We start from the raw sequence: 20598 nt of genomic DNA, 5'->3' as shown, positions 1-20598 counted from the left end.
GGGTAGCTAAAAAGGCCCCGTCCCAAATTAGCTACCCCCATCGGCTATCTCCCGCAGCCCACAATTCGGTCGAAAAGTGGGCTGCAGTTTCCTCGGGCTTGCCAAAGAGCGGCGGCTGCCGCGCCTCGCCTACTCCCCCAGCAGGGCCTTCTCGGGCGTGATCGGCAGCGAGCGAACCTGGTGGCCGGTGGCGTGCGCCACGGCCGAGGCAACGGCGGCGAGCGGTGTGTTGATGACGACCTCGCCGATCGACTTGGCGCCAAACGGGCCCGTCGGCTCGTAGCTCGGCTCAAAGGCCACGCGAATGCTGCCGATATCCAGGCGCGTGGGCAGCTTGTAGCTCATAAAGTTACCGGTGCGCAGGCGGCCGCGGTCGTCGTGCTCGACAATCTCGTAGAGCGCGTGACCGATGCCCTGGGCAATGCCGCCCTCGGCCTGGACGCGCGCGAGTGCCTCGTTGATCACGGTGCCGCAGTCCACAGCCGCCGCATAGTCCACCACAGTCACCTTGCCGGTGGCCTTGTCGACCTCGACCTCGGCAATGCCGGCCATAAACGGCGGAGGCGAAACGGGCAGGCAGGCAGAAGCATGCGAGGTGAGTGCGTCGCCGCCCGCGATGTTCTTGACGCACAGGTTGGCAAAGTCGCGCAGCGTGAGGTAGCGGCCGCACTCGCGAGCGGCGCGCTCGTCAGACAGACGCACGTACTGGCCGTCGAAGACCACGTCGGCGGCGTCCACGTCCCACATCTGGGCGGCCTTGGCGCAGATCTTCTCGCGCAGCTCGGTCGCGGCATTCTTGGCTGCCAGGCCCGTCACGTACGTACCCGAGCTCGCGTACGAGCCGGCATCGAACGGCGAGACGTCGGTGTCCACGCCGCGCACCACGATAAGCGAGCTCTCCACGCCCAGCTCCTCGGCGGCAATCTGCGCCAGGATCGTGTCGACGCCCATGCCGTTATCGGTGGCTCCGGTGCCGATGGTAATGAAGCCGTCCTCTTCCAGGCGCATGTCGATGCCGGCGATATCCACATTGGAAATGCCCGAGCCCTGCATGGTGAGCGCGCAGCCCAGAGCACGCACGCGGTCGCCCAGGTCCACGGCCAGCGGCTTGTCGCGCCAGCCGATCATGTCCATCGCACGCAGCAGGCAGCGGTCGAGCGCGCAGGCGTTGAGCTTTTCGTTGTAGTACTGCGGCATAATCTCGCCCTCGCGCACGATGTTCTTAAGACGCAGGTCGGCGGGATCCATGTGCAGCATGTCGGCGAGCTCGTTGACGGCGCTCTCCACGGCAAACTGGCCCTGGGTGGCGCCGTAGCCGCGATACGCACCGCCGCGGTTGGTGTTGGTGTAGACGGCGTCCCACCTAAAGCGGCTCGCCTTCACGTGGTTGTAGATGGGCAGGCTCTTGTGACCCGAGAGGCCGATCGTCGTGGTGGCATGTTCGCCATACGCGCCGGCATTGGACAACGTGTGCAGGTCGATGGCCGTGATGGTGCCGTCGTTCATGGCGCCCAGCTTGACGGTCATCTGCATCTGGTGACGCGAATTGCCCGCAGTGATGGTCTCCTCGCGGGTGTAGCAGCAATAGCTCGGACGGCCAGTCTGCTGCGTCACGAACGCCACGAAGATCTCGCAGCAGCCCGTCTGCTTGGAGCCAAAGCCGCCGCCGATGCGCGGCTTAATAACCTGCACCTGCGACTGCGGAATGTCGAGCGACTGCGCGACCATGCGGCGCACATGAAAGGGCACCTGCGTGGAGGTGGTCACCGAGATGCGGCCGAACGCGTCGGTCGTCGCGAAGGCACGGAAGGTCTCCATGGGCGCGGTCTGCGTGGCCTGGCTGGTGTAAGTGCGCTCAAAGACGATGTCGCTCTGGGCGAAGGCCTCGTCCAGGTCGCCAAAATCGCTGGTACCGCTGCACACCAGGTTGCGAGCAACGTCGCCGCCCTGCGGGAACATAAAGGTCACGTCGCCCTCGGGGTGGACCACGATGTCGTTATCGAGCGCCTGGGTAAAGTCGAGCAGGGGCTCGAGCACCTCGTAGTCGACCTTGATGAGCTTGAGTGCCTTGTCGGCGGCCTCCTCGGTCTCGGCGGCGACGATCGCCACCTCCTCGTTTTGGTAGCGCACCAGGTTCTCGAGGATCAGGCGGTCGTAGGGGCTCGGCTGCGGATAGCTCTGGCCGGCGATGGTAAAGCGGCGCTTGGGCACATCCTCGTAGGTGTAGACGCCCACGACGCCGGGCACCTTCAGGGCGCGCGACGTATCGATGGAGCGGATCTTGGCACGGGCATACGGGCTGCGCTTGAGCTTGACGATAAGGGCGCCGGCGGGCACCAGGTCTCCTGTGTAGACGGGACGCCCCTCGAGCAGGGCCTTCGAGTCCTTCTTGGGCTGCTTATGGGTGATCTGCTTGTACGAGACGCCATCGCAGCTGGTGTCGTTGACCGGAAGCTCGGGCATCTCAAAGCCCACCTGCACGCCGGACTCGTTAAGGAAGCGGACGATGGCGCGCAGCTGGCTCTCGTAGCCGCTGCAACGGCAGAGGTTGCCGGCGAGCTGGCGCGAGAGCTCCTCGCGCGTGGCGACGAGGCTCGGGTCCTCCTTGGCGGCGCGGGCAAGCGCCAGCACGTTCATGATGAGGCCGGGGGCGCAAAAACCGCACTGCTCGGCACCTTCGGCAGCCATTGCGTGGGCGAGCGCCTCGGACTCGGCCTTGAGGCCCTCGAGCGTGGTGACGGAGCGGCCCTCGACGCGCGCAGCGGGAACCGAGCAGCTCAGCACCGGGTCGCCGTCGAGCCACACCGTGCACAGGCCGCAGTTAGTAGTCTCGCAGGCGCAGCGCACCGACGCGCAGCCCTGCTCGCGCAGCAGCGCAAAGAGCATGGTGTCGGGGGCAATCTGAACCTTGACCTTGCGGCCGTTGAGCGTAAAGGAAAGATCAATGAGTTTGGCAGCCATTAGCGCACCTCGCTAGAATCGACGCCGGGCACGCGGCGGCAGGAATACTCGTCCGTGGCAAACTTAGGCACTTGCACACCCTCGAGCTCGCGGGCAAGCGAGGCCGAAAGCTCGATGCCGGCGGCGCGACGCACGGCCTGAATCGCAAGCGGCGCCGAGATGCAACGGCGATAGTCGGCTGAGCCCCACAGGTTGGTGCCGTAGCTCAGCGCGCGTACGGACGCGGCCAGGGCGCGCAGCTCGTCCTCGGAAGGCTGCTCGCTCACCAGGCCACATGCCTCGCCCTGCAGCAGGGTCGCGCGCAGCGGGCGGGCGCCCACGGTGACATGCCAGCTGTTGTCCCACCAGGCGGCGGTGACGTTTAAGGAGGGGAAGTCGGTCGCGGCCTTGCGCACGGCCTCGTAGCTTGCACGGTAATCGTGCTTAACGACCACGACGCGCTCAATCACGTCGCGCACGTAACCCATATCCACGAACTCGGCGAGCGACACGCGGCCGGCCCCCGTCAGCTCAACGTACGAATCGAGCGCCAAAAAGGCCGAGAGCACGTCCGAGAAACCAAAGCGACCGTAGATGCTGCCGCCCACCGTGGCGGTGTTGCGCAGCTGCACGCCCACGATATCGTGGACGGCGAACTCAAAGACATGGTTGACAAGCGCGTTGAGCTCGGCATGGCGCTCGAGCTGGCGCAGGGTGCACATGGCACCGATGCGAAACTCGGTCTCGGTCTCCTCGATCTGATCGAGTCCGCAGGCCGAAAGGTCAATCGCCGTCGCCACGCGACGCGAACCCAGACGCATCCAGATGCCGCCGCCCACAATCTTGTTGTTGCGGTTCTTCTGTAAGAGCTCATAGGCTTCGGCCGCGTTTCCAACGCGAACGTAGGTACCGAACTTGAGTACGTTCTCCCCCATCTCTTCACTTGTCCAGTACCTCTAAGTGTACCAAACGAGGGCGCACAGCCCTCGCCACCATAGAAAAAGGCTCCCAGCCGGATGGCTGGGAGCCTCATCACATGCTATGTCGAGCGAAGATTTAGCAGACGCCCTGGGCGAGCATGGCGTCGGCGACCTTCAGGAAGCCGGCGATGTTGGCGCCCATGACAAAGTTGCCCTCCTGGCCGTACTCCTTGGCGGTGTCGTCCACGTTGTGGAACATGCCGCGCATGAGCTGCTCGAGCTTGCCGTCGACCTCCTCGAAGGTCCAGGACAGGTGCTCGGCGTTCTGGCTCATCTCCAGGCCGGACACGAGCACGCCGCCGGCGTTGGCAGCCTTACCGGGCATAAAGGCGACGCCGTTCTCCTGGAAGTAAGTCGTGGCCTCGATGGTCGTGGGCATGTTCGCGCCCTCGCCGACCACCTTGCAGCCGTTGGCGACGAGCGCCTGGGCGTCCTCGAGCAGCAGCGTGTTCTCGCGAGCGCAGGGCAGCGCGATGTCGCAGGGCAGCTGCCACACGCCGCGGCCGTCGCCCTCGTGCCACACGGCGTTGGGCTTCTCGTCAACATACATGGCGAGCGTAACGCCCTTGTCGTGGCCGGAGCGCTTCTTGTTGTAGACGTGCTCGAGCACGGTGTAGTCGATGCCGTCGGGATCCTCGACCCAGCCGTGGGTATCGGAGCAGGCGAGCACCTTGCCGCCGAGCTGGGCGACCTTCTGGACCGCGTAGATAGCGACGTTACCGGAGCCGTGAACGACAACGTTCTTGCCCTCGAAGGAGTCGCCGCGGCTCTTGAGGTACTCGTCCACAAAGTAGACCAGACCGTAACCGGTGGCCTCGGTACGGGCGAGCGAGCCGCCAAAGGAGAGGCCCTTGCCGGTAAGGACGCCGGTCCACTCGTTGGTCAGGCGCTTGTACTGACCGAACATGTAGGCAACCTCGCGGCCGCCAACGCCCAGGTCGCCGGCGGGAACGTCGGTGTTGGGGCCAATGTGGCGATAGAGCTCGGTCATGAAGGACTGGCAGAAGTGCATGATCTCGTTGTTGGACTTGCCCTTGGGGTCAAAGTCGGAGCCGCCCTTGCCGCCGCCCATGGGAAGGGTGGTCAGGCTGTTCTTGAGGATCTGCTCCAGACCCAGGAACTTGAGCATACCCAGGGTGACCGTCGGGTTAAAGCGCAGGCCGCCCTTGTAGGGTCCAATGGCAGAGTTGAACTCGACGCGGTAACCGCGGTTGACCTGAACCTTGCCCTGATCGTCGACCCAGGGAACACGGAACATAACGATGCGCTCGGGCTCGACGAGGCGCTCCAGCAGGGCGGCCTCCTCGTACTCGGGGTGGGCGTCGAGCGCCGGCTGGATGGTGCCGAGGATCTCGGTCGCGGCCTGGATGAACTCAGGCTGCTCGGGATAGCGGGCCTTGAGCTCTTCGAGAACTTTCTGCGTGTAGCTCATGCTTCCTCCAATGATGGGAAACGAAAATGTCGGTCACGGCACCCCATGCGCCGCGAACTTTATCGTGTATGGATAATATCGCACTGTTGCAGCAAAGTTTCGCATAAGCCGACGAGCAGATGTTTCGTTTTGATTACGATGCAGGTAGAAGCGTTTTTGAGCACCCGACGTACAAATCGCGTGTTTCGAAGCTGTTTCGTCCACATGTTCCAAACCACCACATTGGGGACACATGATGCGCCCGGGCACACCGGCGGCAAGACAGACGACACGGCCGACCCGCACAAAAACAAAACAGCGCCTTTGCGGCACGCAGCAAGACCGCGAGCACAAAAGCGCTGGTGGCGTGTGGCGGGAACGTATGTGAATCGAACACATCCAAGACGTTTTGCACGCCTCGCAACGGTTTTGAGGACCGCGGAGCCCACCGGAGCCCATCCGTTCCCAAGTGCGGCGGTATTTTACCAAACCGAGCAGCCAGTCTAGCGTAGGGACCTCAGGCCGCCGGCTTCCTTGTCGAGCACCGTAAAGCGCACGGCATCCAGGTGCTCCAAGATGCTGATGGCACGTTTGCGCGACACGCCCAGCGCCTCGCGCAGCACACTCGTGGTGGCAGCGCCGCCGGCTGCCTCAATGGCAGCGGCGACAAGCTCGCGCGCATGGGCTTCCGAGATGGCAGACAGGGCAACGTCGCGCTCGACCTTAACGATCGAGCGGTTGAGCGAAAGCTCGCGCAGGGCGCGCGTCATGGTGTCGCGGTCGAGCTGCAGTCGCTCACCCACCTCGGGCAGCGTCGGCGCATCGAGGCCGGCCCCGTCGAGCAGCGCCACAATGCGCTCACACGCCTCGCGCACCACACGCGCCGCGGCGGCAACGGAGTGCGGGTCGAATATCTCGGCGCCCTCGGCGGCGCACACGCCACGCGAGCAGCCCTCGGCAATCAGAGCCGCGGCAACGCCTTCATCGGCGGCAGGCCACGCAGCATGGGCAACGGCGCCGGGCGTAAAACCCGTCTCCCAGGGAGCCGCCGCGTGCATGGCAGACAGGGTCGCCGCCAGCACGTCCATGGCGGCATCGAGCACGGCGCCATTCGCATACAACGTGCCGCCCGAGCCGGCAAGCTCGCAAACAACACCTCGCGCCACCAACTCGCCCAGTGCGGCATCGACCTCACCGGCAACAAGATCGAGCGCCTCGGCAACATCAGCCGCCGCAACCGGCAGCGCTTGCAGCGCCAGCCACGCGTCTACGCCAGCAACGGCATCGCCGGCTTCAAGCGCCGCAAACAGCGCACGCTCGCCGGCCGAAAGCTCGCGCGAGCGACGGCAGCGCGAAAGCAGCACACGCCCGCCGCCGATGAGCATAACGGGCGAATACGACAGCACCACGGCATGGTCTCCGGCGCGCAGCGGCAATGGCTCCTCCAGGCGCACCTGCACGGTACGGGTCTCGCCCACCGCCATGGGGGCCTCGCCCTCCAAAAGCATAACGCGGCCGACGACCTCGGCCGTGCCGGCCATCACGTGCACGCGCGCGCCCGACTCGAGCACGCGCGGCTTGGCGCCCTCGCGGCCCAGGTAGGTAAACGTCATCATAAAGCTCAACGTCTGACCAAAGCGACCCTCCACGCCCAGCATCTCACCACGGTCAAGCGCCGCGACACCGTCACCGACCAGGTTGAGCGCCACGCGTTGCCCAGGCAGCGCGCGCGGCGTATCGCCATGCACCTGAATCCCGCGCACACGACAGACCGTACGCGACGGCAAAGCCATCAGCTCGTCGCCCACCGCAACCGGCGCATCGTGCAGCGTTCCCGTAACGACGGTGCCGACACCCTTGATCGTAAAGCAGCGGTCAATCGGCAGGCGAGACGAGGCATCGCTCCGATCGGAACGGTCGCGGCAAGCATTCCAGCAGGCACTTACCTGCTCGTCGAGCACCGCAAGCAGCCCGTCGATCCCCTCGCCCGTCTTGGACGACACGGGCACAATCGGCGCGCCCGCAAACACGGTACCCGACAAAAAGTCATCGACATCGAGCTCGGCAAGCTCGGTCATCTCGGCATCGGCCAGGTCGCACATCGTCAGCGCGACCACCATATGCGTAACGCCCAGCAGCTCCAGCACATGCGCGTGCTCGCGGGTCTGCGGCATCACGCCCTCGACGGCCGAAACCACCAGCACGGCCACGTCGATACCCGTGGCGCCCTGCACCATGGCGCGCAGGTAGTGGGCATGGCCAGGCACGTCGACCAGGCCGACAATCTTGCCACTCGGCAGCGCCAGCTCGCCAAAGCCAAGCTCAACGGTCATACCTCGACGACGCTCAACCTCCAGACGGTCGGGATTCTTGCCGGTCAGTGCCTCGATCAATGCCGACTTACCGTGGTCGACGTGGCCCGCCGTGCCAACGATAACGGGACACTCCACCAGCGCCTGGACCTCACTCATCGAGCAAGCGCCTTCTCAACGCATGCGGCAAGCGTCGACGCCGCCGTCTCGATATCGCGGTCGCCCACGAGCGTACGGACGTCAAACAAAATGCGATCGTGCGAGGTTCGCGTGACGACCGGCGTGTCGAAGTCCTGGACAAGCGAGCGCTTGAGCGCATCGACCGTCAGGCGCGCGTCAACAAGACGCACGGCAACGCACATCGTGGGCAGCTCCATGGTAGGCAGCGAGCCGCCACCGGGGGTCGACGATTGCTCGACGATCTCCACCTGAACGGCGCACGGGCAACCGGCCTTATCGAGCCCGGCGACCATACGATCGCGCAGCTTGCGGGCACGTCGCTCCAAATGGGCCTGCGGCAGCGTAAGCATGCTGAGCACCGGGATATCGCGATGGGCAACATCGGCGCCGTCCATGTAGATACGCAGCGTGGCCTCGAGCGCCGTAAGCGCCAACTTGCCCGGACGCAGAGCGCGCATGAGTGGATGTGCGCCGCAGGCCTGGACCAGATCGCGACGGCCCATGATGATACCCGCCTGCGCCGCGCCCAGCAGCTTATCGCCCGAACACGACACGATATCGAGCCCCGCCGCGACCGAAGCCGGCGTGGGTTCCTCGCCACCGCGCTCCAGGATGTCATCGGGCAGGAGCGCGCCCGAACCCTGGTCCTCATAGAACAGCAGGCCATGCTTGTGAGCAAGCGCCGCAAGCTCCCGAGAGTTCACTTCCTCGTGAAAGCCCTCGATGCGATAGTTGGAAGGATGGACCTTGAGAATCATGGCCGTATCGGGCGTGATGGCTTGCTCATAATCTGCTAGGTGCGTGCGGTTGGTGGCGCCGACCTCGACGAGCTTGGCGCCCGAAGACGCCATGACATCGGGGATGCGAAAGCTGCCGCCGATCTCGACAAGCTCGCCGCGGCTAACGACGACCTCCTTGCCTGCGGCATGGGTCGCCAGCACCAGCAGCACCGCGGCGGCGTTGTTGTTGACCACAAGCGCGTCCTCGGCACCGGTGAGCGAGCGGATCAGCTGCGCGGCGTGTTCCTTGCGCGACCCGCGCGAACAGGTGTCCACGCTGTACTCGAGCGTACTGTACCCGCGCGCAACCTCGGCCACGGCCTTTGCCGCCGACTCCGCGAGCGGGGCGCGGCCCAAGTTGGTATGGATGACCACGCCCGTGGCGTTGACGGCAGGGCGCAGGCTCGGCAGCGCGGAGCGGTGCGCACGCCACTCGATCGCCGAGGCCAGGTCGCGCTTAGAGCGCGGGGCGGCACCGGCGCGAATGGCGGCGCGTTCCTCGTCGAGCTCGGCCGTGACGGCGGCATGCACCACCGCGTCGCAGGTCTCCCCCGCCGCCTTCACTACCGGCCACTCGGCGAGCAGCTCGTTGACGGAGGGAATGGCGCGCAGGCGGGCGCGAACCTCATCGGACATGTTCTGGCTATCGCTCATGTGCGGCCTTTCAAAACCAAAGGTGAATCAATCGTTCGAACGTCAAACTATCAGCCGATTCGATCGGCTGAGTCAATCAATCGCTATTATCCTCGCACGGCGACGCCCCGCGGGAGGTCCAACATCAAACAGACGGTACCCTACGCCTCAGACTTCTTGGCGTAGATAAACCAGTAGCCGAGCGCGACCAGAACCGCACCGCCCACGATGTTGCCCAGCGTGGCGGCGGACAGGTTAAACGCAATGCCCGCGGCGTTGAGCGCATCGGCGCCGGCGACGTCGGCACCATAGCCGCACGCGTGCATCACGGCACCCATGGGCAAAAAGTACATATTGGCAACGCAGTGCTCAAAACCGCAGGCCACAAAGGCGGCGATGGGCAGCAGAATGCCCACGACCTTATCGACCACGGTCTTGCCGGCAGTACCGATCCACACGGCCAGGCACACAAAGATGTTACACAGGATGCCGCGGAAGAAGATCGTCAGCCAGTCGATCGTCACCTTGCCGGCGGCGACACTCACCATGAAATTGGCGACCGCCTCGCCGTTGAGCTTGTAAACGCCGGCCATGTACACCAAAAAGACGATGAACAGGGCACCGGCAAAGTTGCCAAGCCACACGACGAGCCATGCCTTGAGCATCTGGACCAGGGTGATCTTTTTGCTCTTGAGCGCGCAGACCATAAGCGAATTACCGGTGAACAACTCGGCGCCACACACCAGCACCAGTACCAGGCCCAGGCAAAAGCACAGGCCGCCCACGACGCGCTGGGCACCCCAGCCCAGCGTGCTGTCGCTCAAAAACACCGTAAAGAACAGACCGCCGAAGGCGATAAACGCACCGGCGAACATTGCCAACAGAAAGGCCTTATCGACCGGCAGGTTAGCCTTGGTCACGCCGGCGGCCTCGGTCTTGGCCTCGATCGCGGCGGGCGCCAGGCAATCGGGAGCAGGGTACTCCACCTTGGAATCTGCCATGTCAATCACTTCTTTCCTAATCACCAGGGACAAGCGCTGCTACAGCTCCTGTCCCAAGCGGACAAAGTGGGAAAAGTCGTTGGCGGCCACGGCGTCGTACACGGCGTCAACGGCGTCAAAGACTTCCGGGGACATGGGGTTGTAGAACTCCGCGTCGCCCGGCTGAATCCCTATGAAGAAGATATCATCGCACGATTGCTCGATTTCTTCGATCAGAATCGACAAAGGGAGCGAATGCGTGGTGAACATCGACTTGCGGGCTACGTCGCGTTTGTCGAGCAGGCGGATGGTGCCACCTGCTGAGCATGCAGGCCAAAGTCGTCGTCAAACACCGAGATGCCGGCCTTGGCCGACCCGCGAAAACCGCGCTCGTCGAGCAGCGCATCGCAGGCCTCGAGTAGCGACGGCACGTGCCAACCATAATCTGCCAGATAATAGCCGGCGTTTCCTGGCCGAGCAATCTCAACCTGAAGCTCAGGTGCAAGTTGCGGTGAAATACGGACTACATGGGCCATAAAAGCCGGAAAACAGTCCGTATTTCACCGCAACTTAGGAGGGGATGTGGGGTCTCCGGCATGTATATGAAAATGCTCTGCTTCCAAAAGGAAGCAGAGCCATTCATCAATCTTATGGAGCGGGCGACGGGAAGTCCAAGGGTTTGCTTCGCAAACCCTTGTTTCGCTGCGGGCCATTGGCCCTTGCGTGCTGCGCTGGAAAATGCTCACGCATTTTCTCAGCTTCGCACCCTGCCGGGTTCGATTCCCGTCGCCCGGCACGCTTATGAAAACGGCTCTGGCACCAAATAGAGCCAAAGCCGTTAAAACTATCCTATGGAGCGGGCGACGGGAATCGAACCCGCGTCATCAGCTTGGAAGGCTGGGGTTCTACCATTGAACTACGCCCGCAAGATATGGTCGGGACGACAGGATTTGAACCTGCGACATCCTGCTCCCAAAGCAGGCGCGCTACCAAACTGCGCCACGTCCCGAAGGTGTTGAGCAGCTAAGGTCTAAACCTTGCGTGTCCCAAAGCGAAGGAAATTATAGGGGAGACTTCCCTCCTGTGCAAGCGACGATACCCTAGCTCCTCGAATGTGTGACAAACTGGCTATGGAGCAGACCAATCACAAACGCCACCACGGCGACCGGCGCCCAAGCGGCTCCAATATCCGCCAGCGGCAGCGCATCGAACGGCAGCCACGCGCCCGCAAAGAACGCGTCGCGGACCGAGGTGATCACGCTCTGCACCGCGACGACGCCGCCGACCCAAACCCACACCCGCGGATGCGCATCGCAAAAACCGTGCACCAGGCCCATAAGCACCAGCACGATGGCAACGGGATACAAGGCGTTGAGCATGGGCACCGAGAACATGAGGATCGCGTCGAGGCCCACGTTGGAGAGCACGCACGAAAACGCCGCGAACACAAAGGCGAGAACCGCGAAGGGACGGCGCATAGCCTCCTCGGAAGCCTCCGCTCCCCCTTCGACCACATACGTCTCGCAGAAGTAGCGCGAGCAGCAGCTGATGAGGCCGATGCACACGTTCATGCAGGCGAGGAAAAAGATCGCAAAGACCACGACCGTGCCGGCAAGACCAAAGTGCATGGAGGCAGAGCGGGCAAGGATGGCGGCACCGTTGGTGGCATCGGGCATAACCGTTCCGAGCTGCATGCCGGCAAGCGCCAGGCCGCAGTAGATGATGGCCATGAGCACGCCGGCGATCACACCAGAACGCGAGATCTCGAAGGCCACGCGCTTGTCATCGGTCACGCCCAGCTCGTGGATGGTCTCGGCGATGATAATGCCAAAGGCGAGCGACGCAAGCAGGTCCATGGTCTGGTAGCCGGTCAAAAACCCCTGCACGGCAGCGCCTGCGTCGTAGGGAGCCTGCGGCGCGCCAGCGGGACCCAACGGCGAGACCACGGCGGCACCCACGACCAGCACGATGAGCGCAATGAGCGCGGGTCCCGTAATGCGGCCGAGCACGCGCGTGATAACGCCCGGACGCAGCGTGAGCGCAAACGCGACGACGAAGAACCCGATGGCAAACACCAGACGTGCCGTGCCGAGCGAGACGCCCTCCGGCAGCAGCGGCACCAGCATCTCGAAGGCCGTGGAGCTCGTGCGCGGAATAGCCAGGCATGGCCCGATGGCCAGGTAGACCGCCGCAACGAAGAATTCTCCAAATTTAGGATGCACACGCCCGGCCAGCTCGCGCGCCGTTCCGGCAAGCGCCACGGCGATAAAGCCCATGACGGGCAGGCCGATGGCGGCAATCAGAAAGCCGAGCATGGCGAGCGGCGTGGCAGAGCCTGCCTGCAGCGCCAGCAGCGGCGGAATGATGAGGTTGCCGGCGCCAAAGAGCATCGAGAACAGGGCGATGCCGACGGTAACGACATGGTCGGAGCGCAGGCCGCGCGGGGCGGATGAGGCCATGGGACCACCTTTCGGGTCGAAACAAAAACGGGACGGGCAAAAGACCCGTCCCGCAAGTATATACGCTCTAGCAGGCTAAATCGCGGAGCGCGTAAATCGCGGTGTCGACTTCCCCGTCCGTGTTGAAATACCCAAACGAGAAACGAACGACACCCTGACGCTCAGTCCCGAGCGCGCGGTGCATGAGCGGGGCACAATGGGCGCCGGGGCGCGTCGCAATCCCCCACCCCTGCTTGAGCGCATCCGAAATCTGGGCAGAGTCGATATCGCCCACGTTGAGTGAGACGATCGCCGAGCGCACGGGCTGGTCAAAGGCACCGTAGAGCGCAATGCCGGGGATTTCGCGCACGCCGGCAAGGAAGCGCTCTGCAAGCGAGCGCTCGTGCGCCGCAATCGCCTCGACCCCGCCTTGTGCCTCGATAAAGTCGAGGCCGGCAGAAAGGCCCGCGATGCCATGGCCGTTGAGCGTGCCCGCCTCAAGGCGCGTGGGCCACTCAAGCGGCTGCAGCTCATCGAAGCTGTGTACACCGGTGCCGCCCATGGCCCAGGGCGCCACTTCGACGCCCTCCGCCACGGCCAGGCCGCCGGTGCCTTGAGGTCCCATGAGCCCTTTGTGGCCGGTAAAGCACACGACATCGAGCCCCATGGCATCCATGTCAATCTTCGCCGTGCCGGCAGACTGAGAGGCATCGACGATCACCAGCGCACCTGCCGCATGGGCCATGGCCGCTACGCGCGCAATGTCGACCGCGTTGCCGGTCACATTGGAGGCGTGCGTCACCACCACGGCGCGCGTGCCCGGCGTCACCAACCGCTCGAGCTCGTCGTAGTCGAGCACGCCGTTCGCGTCGCAGCCCGCATGCTCAACGGTCACACCCTGTTCCGCCGCCAGGCGATTGAGCGGGCGTAACACCGAGTTGTGCTCGAGCACCGTCGTGACCACACGGTCGCCGGGGCGCACCACGCCACAGATGGCGGTGTTGAGCGCCGCGGTGGAGTTGGGCGTAAAACAAACATGGTCAGCACGTGGGCAGCCCAGCAAGCGCGCGAGCTTGACACGGCAACCGTGAATCGTACGAGCCGCATCGAGCGCACCCGACGTGGCGCCGCGCCCGGCATTGCCGAGCGAGCACATCGCCTGCGTCACGGCATCGATGACCGCCTGCGGCTTGAGCATGGTCGTCGCCGCGTTATCCAGGTAGATCATCGCACGACCTCCCACATGTCAATCACCGTAAAGCCCTCGGTGGGAACACCAGCTGCGGCAAGCTCGCCGCGCAGCAGCTCCTCATCGGCAGGCAACGCCTTCCACGCCAGACCGCAGCCGGCAGCGACCTCCCCGGGCACAGGAATCGTTCGCCCGGGAAGGCCGCGCTCGATGCACAGGGACTCGCACCCCATGGCGGCCGCCGTGGTGGGAAACGTGATGACAAGCGCCGGACGCTTCTCCCTCATGGCAACTCCAACCAATACGCTACGGGCGCACGACGCGCACGGCCTGCTCCATCTTCTCCACGATCACGTACATGTTGGTGACCTCGCCCACCGCAAGCTGGTCTTTAATGCCAAAGTGGTCCAGGCAGGTACCGCAAGTGAGAATCTCGACGCCCTGCTCGGCCAGGCCCTTCAGGTCATCGAGCACCGGAGAGCACTCGACGGTGAGCTTGGCGCCGCCGTTGTAGAACAGCATGGTCGCGGGCAGCTCCTCCTGCTGCGTCACGGCAAAGATGAAGGCCTTCATGAGCTTGTGGCCCAGCTCGTCGTCGCCGCGGCCCATGCAGTCGGTGTAGACGGAAATGACGAGCTTGCCCTTGCCGGCGCTGGCATCACAGAAGGCAGCGCCATCCTGCTCGGGATCAGCCACGGCAACGGCGCCAGAGGTCGCCACGGTCACGTGCCACTCGGCGTCAGAAACCTTCTCGAACGAGGCCGTGCAGCCCTTCTCCTGCGCCATCTTGGAGATGTTCTTGACGGCGGTCTCGTTATCGACCGAGGTCACGACAACGCCCTCGCCATCGAGTTGCTTGAGCGCCTTAAGCGTCTTGACGACGGGCAGCGGGCAGGCATCGCCCATGGCGTTGACTTCAATCTTGGTAGACATAGCCTTTCCTTTCGAAAGAACCGTTCTAGAGAACGGTAAACAGTTACATAAACGTGCGGGCTAGCGGACAACGAGGACGGCAGAACCACCTGGCACCGGCTCGCACACGCGGCCGACGACGGAGGCAACGCGCCCCTCGGCATGCAGACGGCGCGCAAGCTCATCCACATCGGCAGCAGGTGCCGCGATAAGCAGGCCGCCCGAGGTCTGCGGATCGTACAGCGCGTCGAGCATCCCCGGCTCCAGACCATCGTCGACTGCCACGCGCGGGCCAAAGAAGTCCTGGTTGCGGTAGGCGCCGGCAGGGATAATGCCAAGGCGTGCCATGTCGAGCACCTGGTCAAAGAGCGGCACCACCCCCGACACAAGCTCAATCTGCACGCCCGAGCCCTCGGCCATCTCGCACGCATGTCCGATCAGGCCAAAGCCCGTGATGTCGGTGCAGCCATGAAGCTCGAGGTCCTCGGCCAGACGAATCGGAGCCTCGTTGAGGGTCCGCATCGAGTCAAACATGGCTGCGGCCTCGTCCTGTTCGATGAGCTCGCCCTTAATGGCCGTAGTGATGATGCCCGAGCCGATCGCCTTGGTCAGCAGCAGAACATCGCCCACGCGCGCGCCGCTGTTGGCGAGCATACGGTCAAGCGCGACAAAGCCACTCACGGACAGGCCGTACTTGGGCTCGTCGTCGTTGATGGTGTGGCCGCCCGCGATGGCACAGCAGGCCTCGACGCACTTGTCGGCGCCACCCGCCAGAATCTGGCCGGCAAGCTCAACGCCCAGGCAACTGGGTATGCAAAGCAGGTTCATGGCATGGCTCGGCCGTCCGCCCATGGCGTATATGTCCGACAGCGAGTTTGCCGCGGCGATCTGGCCAAACAGGAACGGGTCGTCGACCATCGGTGGGAAGAAGTCGATGGACTGCACGAGGCCCAAGTTATCGCCAACGCGGAAGACGCTCGCATCGTCGGAGGTATCGAACCCCACGAGCAGGTTGTCGTTATGCACATTGGGTAAGTCGCCCAGGACCTGGGCGAGGGCTCCAGGAGCCAACTTAGCGGCTCAACCGCTCGCGGCAGTCATCTGCGTGAGCTTCATGAGATCGTCAGCCATCGATACCTCCTCTCATCGGTCAATCAGTTCCCCCCAGTATACGCATGAATGCGAGCCTACAACGGATGCATTAATTGAGCGCTTGTGCGCGAATGGCCGCGCCGATGGCACCGGCAAAGCGGGCCTGAGGCGAGGTGGTGACCGGCGAGCCCACCAATGCGCCAAGACGCTCGACGACATAGGCGTTTTCGCACAGACCACCGGTCAGATAGTACGGGGCGCCCGCGGCTTGCGAGGCCATGGTCGCCACACGCGACACGACGCTCTCGATCACACCGCGGGCAATGTTCTCGCGCGGCTCGCCGCGGCCGATCAGACTAATGACCTCGCTCTCGGCAAACACCGTGCACATGCTGGATATCTTGGTGGGCTCGCCGGAACGCGCCAGGTCGGCAGCCACGTCATAGCCAGCCGCTGCCAGTGCCTCGCGCAGCCGCTCGGAAGCATCGACCGAGGAGAACCCGGTTGGCTGCACGCAGGTCCACGTCACCGAATCCACCCCATCGACCACAGCGGCCTTAGCCGCCGTAGAAGCCCTCGAGCTCCTCCTTGAGCAGGCGGCACTCCTCGTACCAGCCTTCACGCTCGTAGGCGCGGTCGCGACCCTGAGGAAGATGCAGAATGTGCGTGCGCTTAAGCTCCCCCAGCAGCTCGTACATCTTCTTCTTGCCGTCGCAGGTGGTCTCGCCGATGATCATGTCGCTAAAGTACGTAAACGGGCACTTTTGCGAGTAGGCAAAGCCGTACGTCGACTTGATGAACGGGCAGAGGTTTGACGGCAGCACCTTCTCGGCCTCGGGAATCACCTCGTCGGACGTACCGCACAGAGCCACGCTTGCAGCCCCCGCGGCATCGTCGTACGACAGCATCGTGTGCCGTCGTTTAATAAATTATTATCTTGATTGATAAGAGTTTGTCATCCCTTATTCGGCGAACGGCAAGGCAAAGCCGCCGAGGCTTATATCCCCGACGGCATTACCCGGCGCTATCGACAGACCAAATGGATCCTACTGGCATCAAAATGCATGCGCAGCGTCTCGCCCGCTTGCGGCAGCCCGTCGACAGGCACGCCCACCTTGTTGACCTTCCACTGCAGGCGCGTGGGCGCATCGACGCGCGGTACGTCCAGCAGCACCAGCCGCTCAAAGCGCGAATCGCTCACGCGGGCCACATGCAGGTCGTAGCTGTTGCGACCCCGCTCCGCGCGATTGTCAACATGGAAGTAACTTGCGCGAATGCCCAGGTACACCACATTATCGGGAACCTCGCGACCCACGTTAAAGGTCATGCCCCAGTCGAGCGCCTCAACTTCCTCGGGCCCGATCTTTCGTGCGCGGCTTGTGTTCTTGCACCCCGTCAAGCGCAGCGCCGCCAGTGTCTGCGGACGGCGAACCACATCCTCGACAGAACCGATCTCCTCGACGCGCCCGTTATGCATCACGCAGATGCGCTGGCAGAGGCGGCACGCTTCGTCAATGTCGTGGCTCACGTAGAGCACGGTGCGGTTGCATACATCGAACAGGTCGAGCATGTTCTGCTCGAGGGCGCTCTTAAGATAGGAATCGAGCGCGCTCATGGGCTCGTCGAATATAAAAATGCCCGGATGCGCCGCCACCATGCGGGCGAGCGCCACGCGTTGCTGCTGGCCGCCCGAGAGTCGCGCGGGATAGCGGTCGGCAAAATCGGCCAGACCGAAAATGCCCAGATAGCGCTCGGCGAGCTTTTTGCGCGCGGCGGCGTCGCCCGCATCCTTTATGCCGGCGCATACGTTATCGGCCACCGTCATGTTGGGAAAGAGCTGATAGTTTTGGAACAGCAGGGCACACTTGCGCTCCTGAGGCGACAGGTTGATGCCCGCCGCCGAGTCAAAAAAGGTCACACCGTTGACGACGATCTTGCCCTCGTCGGGCGTCTCCACGCCGGCAATGCAGCGCAGCGTGCAGCTCTTGCCGCAGCCCGAGGCGCCCAGCAGCGCCACACGCTCCTCGCCGGCCTCAAGCTGCATGTCGAGCGTAAACCCGGGATAGTGCTTTTTGATGTCCAGAACGAGCGACATGGCCTATCGACCTCCCTGCAAAGCGGCATCATCGCGCATGAGCTCGACCAGTGCCTCGCGATCGATACGCAAGGCATCGCCGCCCGCCGGATCGAGCGAATCGCCCCGTCCGGCGAGATCTTTGGCCTGCTTGCGCTCCGCACGGGAAAGGCCCCGTTCGCGATACTTTTGCGAATGAGCGGTGTACATATTGATGAACAGAATGACTAGGAAACTGAACATGATTACGACCACGACCCAAAAGAGGGCCACCGACGTATTGCCGCCCATCCATTCAAAGTAAATGGCGATGGGAATGGTCTGCGTAATACCGGCGTAGTTGCCCGCAAAGAACAGGGTGCAGCCAAACTCGCCCATTGCGCGGGCAAAGGCGAGGACCGTACCGGCGGCAATCGAGGGCCAGCCAAGCGGCATCATAAGCTTGGTAAAGATGCGACGCTCGGACCATCCCAGCGTGCGCGCCGCATCGAGCATCTGCGTGTCGAGGCTCTCGAAGGCACCGAGTGCCGTACGATAGACGAGCGGGAACGACACCACCACGGCAGATATCACCGCCGCCGGCCACGTAAAGACGATCGAGACGCCGTGCGCGATGAGCCACTGGCCCGCCCCGGTCGAGCGGCCAAACAGCATGAGGAGCAAAAAGCCGCAGACCGTGGGCGGCAGCACCATAGGAATCGTAAAAACCGAATCGAGCAGGCCCTTGATGCGACTCGAGGTACCCATAGTCTTCCACGCGGCAAACAGGCCCAGCGCAAAGGAGATCAGCAGGGCAAGGCCGCTCGTTTTAATGGACACCCAAAACGGGCGATAGTCGATGTCGCCAAAGAAGGCTGCGGCGCGCTCCGCCAGCGACGGCGGCACCGTCGTCGACACGTCCGCATACCGCACGAGGGCGGCGTTATCGCTCCACAGGACGCCGTCACCCAAATCTAGCTCGGCATTCGCGGCGTCGGCGGCATTCACTACCGTGTAGTAATCGCCGTTGCCGCCCTTCACCTTAAACTGATAGCGGTAATCGCTCTGCACCAGCGCGTTATCCGAGGTAAAGACCCATTCGAGATTAGAGTCCTCCAGCAACGCCCCACCCATGGAGTGCGACTTGTCGAGCCCCACGAGCATCTTCTTGAGCGCCTTTTGGTCATCTGCCTTTGAGATATCGAGCCCCGCGTCTTTGGCGGCATGGGCGTCGAGCCAGACCACGATGCTCTCAGGCGTCGTCACCGTCACGAGGGTCGTCTTCTTGTAGATAGGAAAACGGTAGCCCTCGGGCTGACCCGCAAACGCACGGGCCGTGCCCTTGGCATTGCGCTCAAACGCGTTGAGGCCAAACCCGACGCCATCGATAAGCGCGGAATCTTCGGTCGCCTGGCGGCCATCGGCGGTGGTGAAGAGTGCCTCGGCCCGAGCAACCCCGGGCGGTGCGGTCAGCACGCACAGAACCGCAGCCAGCACGGCGAGCAGGCGAATCGTTTTCCTTGGCACGGGCGACTCCTCAAACACAGGGCAACGGCGCGCGGACACGCCGGTTCAATCAAAAGGGCGGGCGATCGCGAGAACGCCCGCCCTCAAGCATATCGTTATGCAGCGATGTTGCGAACTACGCGGAAAGCTCAAAGCCGTACTTAGCCCAAATCTTCTGGGCTTTCTTGTTGGTCAGGCAGAAGTCGATGAACGCCTTGGCCTCGTCGGCGTGCTCGGAGATATCGTCGACAGCGCCGGGATACACGATGGGCTTGTGCGAGTCCTCGGGGCACACGAAGGTCTCCTCGATGCCGTCGTAGCGGAAGATATCGGAGCTGTAGACAAAACCGGCCACGCAATCGCCCGTAGAGACGTAAGACGCAGCGGTGCCGACCTTGTCGGCCAGAGCCACCTTGTCGGCGAAATCGGGTGCATACTCGCCGTCGTCGCCCTCGGTGCCGGTGTAGAGGCCCACGGAGGCCAGGGCCTGGTTGGCGTACTTGCCAGCGGGAACGGTCTTGGCGTCGCCGATGGCAATCTTGCCGTCCAGGTTCGCGACGTCGGCGATGGCCTCGACCTTGATATCGGAGCCCTCGGCACGAATGACCACGAGATCATTGACGAACATGTCCTCACGCGTGTCGGCGTCGACGAGCTCGGCGGCCTCGGCGTCATCCATGGTGCCCTTGGAGGCCGTGATGAGTACGTCGACGGCGGCACCGGCGCGCATCTGCTCGACAAGGTCGCCGGAAGCCTTAAACTGCGTGTCGGCAAACGTGGTGCCGGTCTGGTCGGTATAGAGCTTCTGAACCTCGGGCAGGGCCTTCTCGAGCGAGTTGGCAGCAAAGACCTGCAGCTCGACAGCCTTCTTGGACGAAATCTTGGCGGAGCCGGCATCGGAGCCAGTCGACTCAGGCTCCTTCTTGCCGGAACAGCCGGCAAGCCCAAGGCCGGCAGCGGCGACAGCGGAAAGTGAAACGAACCCGCGGCGAGAAACCGTATCGAACATGTTCAACCCTTTCGAAGGCTACGCCCGGGCACCCCGCCGCAAGCTTTATTCTGTTACTAGATTATACTTTTTCGCGAATAATGTTTGTGATAAATATTTCTCGTCTAATAACTTTCTTTTACCGCTAACCACGAGACGGCCCGCACTGTCGCTGCATAAAAAAGGCGGAGCAGCCCGTAAGGTC

General features: G+C 63.4%; 18 protein-coding genes and 3 tRNA genes. All 21 read right to left on the bottom strand.

The window, feature by feature from the left end:
- Positions 1–129: 129 nt before the first annotated feature.
- A complete protein-coding gene (locus ACQRAQ_RS07890; protein WP_427794474.1) occupies positions 130–2961 on the bottom strand; it encodes a molybdopterin-dependent oxidoreductase in 2832 nt (943 codons plus the stop codon).
- Positions 2961–3875: an FAD binding domain-containing protein gene (locus tag ACQRAQ_RS07885; RefSeq protein WP_427794473.1), complete on the bottom strand. Its 915-nt coding sequence runs from the start codon at positions 3873–3875 to the stop codon at positions 2961–2963. Before ACQRAQ_RS07885 ends, ACQRAQ_RS07890 begins: the two co-directional genes overlap by 1 nt.
- A gap of 121 nt (positions 3876–3996) precedes the next feature.
- Positions 3997–5352: an NADP-specific glutamate dehydrogenase gene (gdhA, locus tag ACQRAQ_RS07880; RefSeq protein WP_154515369.1), complete on the bottom strand. Its 1356-nt coding sequence runs from the start codon at positions 5350–5352 to the stop codon at positions 3997–3999.
- A 349-nt stretch (positions 5353–5701) separates the two neighbouring features.
- A tRNA-Sec gene (locus tag ACQRAQ_RS07875) sits at positions 5702–5798 on the bottom strand.
- 36 nt (positions 5799–5834) lie between these two features.
- On the bottom strand, positions 5835–7802 hold the full coding sequence (selB, locus tag ACQRAQ_RS07870; protein ID WP_427794472.1) for a selenocysteine-specific translation elongation factor: 1968 nt from the start codon (positions 7800–7802) through the stop codon (positions 5835–5837).
- The gene (gene selA, locus ACQRAQ_RS07865) at positions 7799–9256 is read right to left on the bottom strand and encodes an L-seryl-tRNA(Sec) selenium transferase (RefSeq protein ID WP_427794471.1); all 1458 of its coding nucleotides are present in this window, start codon (positions 9254–9256) and stop codon (positions 7799–7801) included. The genes selB and selA overlap by 4 nt, the downstream gene beginning before the upstream one ends.
- Positions 9257–9396: 140 nt before the next feature.
- Positions 9397–10236: a formate/nitrite transporter family protein gene (locus tag ACQRAQ_RS07860; RefSeq protein WP_427794470.1), complete on the bottom strand. Its 840-nt coding sequence runs from the start codon at positions 10234–10236 to the stop codon at positions 9397–9399.
- 39 nt (positions 10237–10275) lie between these two features.
- Positions 10276–10485 carry a hypothetical protein gene (locus tag ACQRAQ_RS07855; RefSeq protein WP_427794469.1) on the bottom strand — a complete coding sequence of 70 codons (210 nt, stop codon included), beginning with the start codon at positions 10483–10485 and terminating at the stop codon, positions 10276–10278.
- 11 nt (positions 10486–10496) lie between these two features.
- The gene (locus ACQRAQ_RS07850) at positions 10497–10646 is read right to left on the bottom strand and encodes a hypothetical protein (protein WP_427747744.1); all 150 of its coding nucleotides are present in this window, start codon (positions 10644–10646) and stop codon (positions 10497–10499) included.
- A 421-nt stretch (positions 10647–11067) separates the two neighbouring features.
- A tRNA-Gly gene (locus tag ACQRAQ_RS07845) sits at positions 11068–11141 on the bottom strand.
- A gap of 6 nt (positions 11142–11147) precedes the next feature.
- Positions 11148–11224, bottom strand: a tRNA-Pro gene (locus tag ACQRAQ_RS07840).
- Positions 11225–11315: 91 nt separating this feature from the next.
- Positions 11316–12674 (bottom strand): branched-chain amino acid transport system II carrier protein, encoded by a 1359-nt coding sequence (brnQ, locus tag ACQRAQ_RS07835; RefSeq protein WP_427794468.1) that lies wholly within the window; start codon positions 12672–12674, stop codon positions 11316–11318.
- A gap of 67 nt (positions 12675–12741) precedes the next feature.
- Entirely contained in the window at positions 12742–13881 is a 1140-nt protein-coding gene (locus ACQRAQ_RS07830) for an aminotransferase class V-fold PLP-dependent enzyme (RefSeq protein ID WP_427794467.1), read from the bottom strand.
- On the bottom strand, positions 13878–14129 hold the full coding sequence (locus ACQRAQ_RS07825) for a DUF3343 domain-containing protein (RefSeq protein ID WP_117847551.1): 252 nt from the start codon (positions 14127–14129) through the stop codon (positions 13878–13880). Before ACQRAQ_RS07825 ends, ACQRAQ_RS07830 begins: the two co-directional genes overlap by 4 nt.
- 19 nt (positions 14130–14148) lie before the next feature.
- The gene (yedF, locus tag ACQRAQ_RS07820; protein ID WP_427794466.1) at positions 14149–14775 is read right to left on the bottom strand and encodes a sulfurtransferase-like selenium metabolism protein YedF; all 627 of its coding nucleotides are present in this window, start codon (positions 14773–14775) and stop codon (positions 14149–14151) included.
- Between the two features lie 60 nt (positions 14776–14835).
- Complete coding sequence (gene selD, locus ACQRAQ_RS07815; protein ID WP_427794465.1) at positions 14836–15885, bottom strand: selenide, water dikinase SelD; 1050 nt, start codon at positions 15883–15885, stop codon at positions 14836–14838.
- A gap of 70 nt (positions 15886–15955) precedes the next feature.
- Positions 15956–16396 carry a BadF/BadG/BcrA/BcrD ATPase family protein gene (locus tag ACQRAQ_RS07810; RefSeq protein WP_427794464.1) on the bottom strand — a complete coding sequence of 147 codons (441 nt, stop codon included), beginning with the start codon at positions 16394–16396 and terminating at the stop codon, positions 15956–15958.
- Positions 16397–16403: 7 nt separating this feature from the next.
- Positions 16404–16754, bottom strand: coding sequence for a 2-hydroxyacyl-CoA dehydratase (locus ACQRAQ_RS07805; protein ID WP_427794463.1), 351 nt, complete (start codon positions 16752–16754; stop codon positions 16404–16406).
- A 116-nt stretch (positions 16755–16870) separates the two neighbouring features.
- Entirely contained in the window at positions 16871–17941 is a 1071-nt protein-coding gene (locus tag ACQRAQ_RS07800) for a sulfate/molybdate ABC transporter ATP-binding protein (RefSeq protein WP_427794462.1), read from the bottom strand.
- A gap of 3 nt (positions 17942–17944) precedes the next feature.
- Positions 17945–19426, bottom strand: coding sequence for a molybdate ABC transporter permease subunit (modB, locus tag ACQRAQ_RS07795; protein WP_427794461.1), 1482 nt, complete (start codon positions 19424–19426; stop codon positions 17945–17947).
- Positions 19427–19541: 115 nt separating this feature from the next.
- Positions 19542–20414 carry a molybdate ABC transporter substrate-binding protein gene (gene modA / locus ACQRAQ_RS07790; protein WP_427794460.1) on the bottom strand — a complete coding sequence of 291 codons (873 nt, stop codon included), beginning with the start codon at positions 20412–20414 and terminating at the stop codon, positions 19542–19544.
- Between the last annotated feature and the right edge of the window lie 184 nt (positions 20415–20598).

Origin of the sequence: Collinsella sp. SGI.178 (genome assembly GCF_050313495.1) — a bacterium.
Lineage (GTDB): Bacteria > Actinomycetota > Coriobacteriia > Coriobacteriales > Coriobacteriaceae > Collinsella.
Note: the sequence above shows the minus strand (reverse complement) of the source record. Positions and strands in the feature narration are given on the sequence as shown.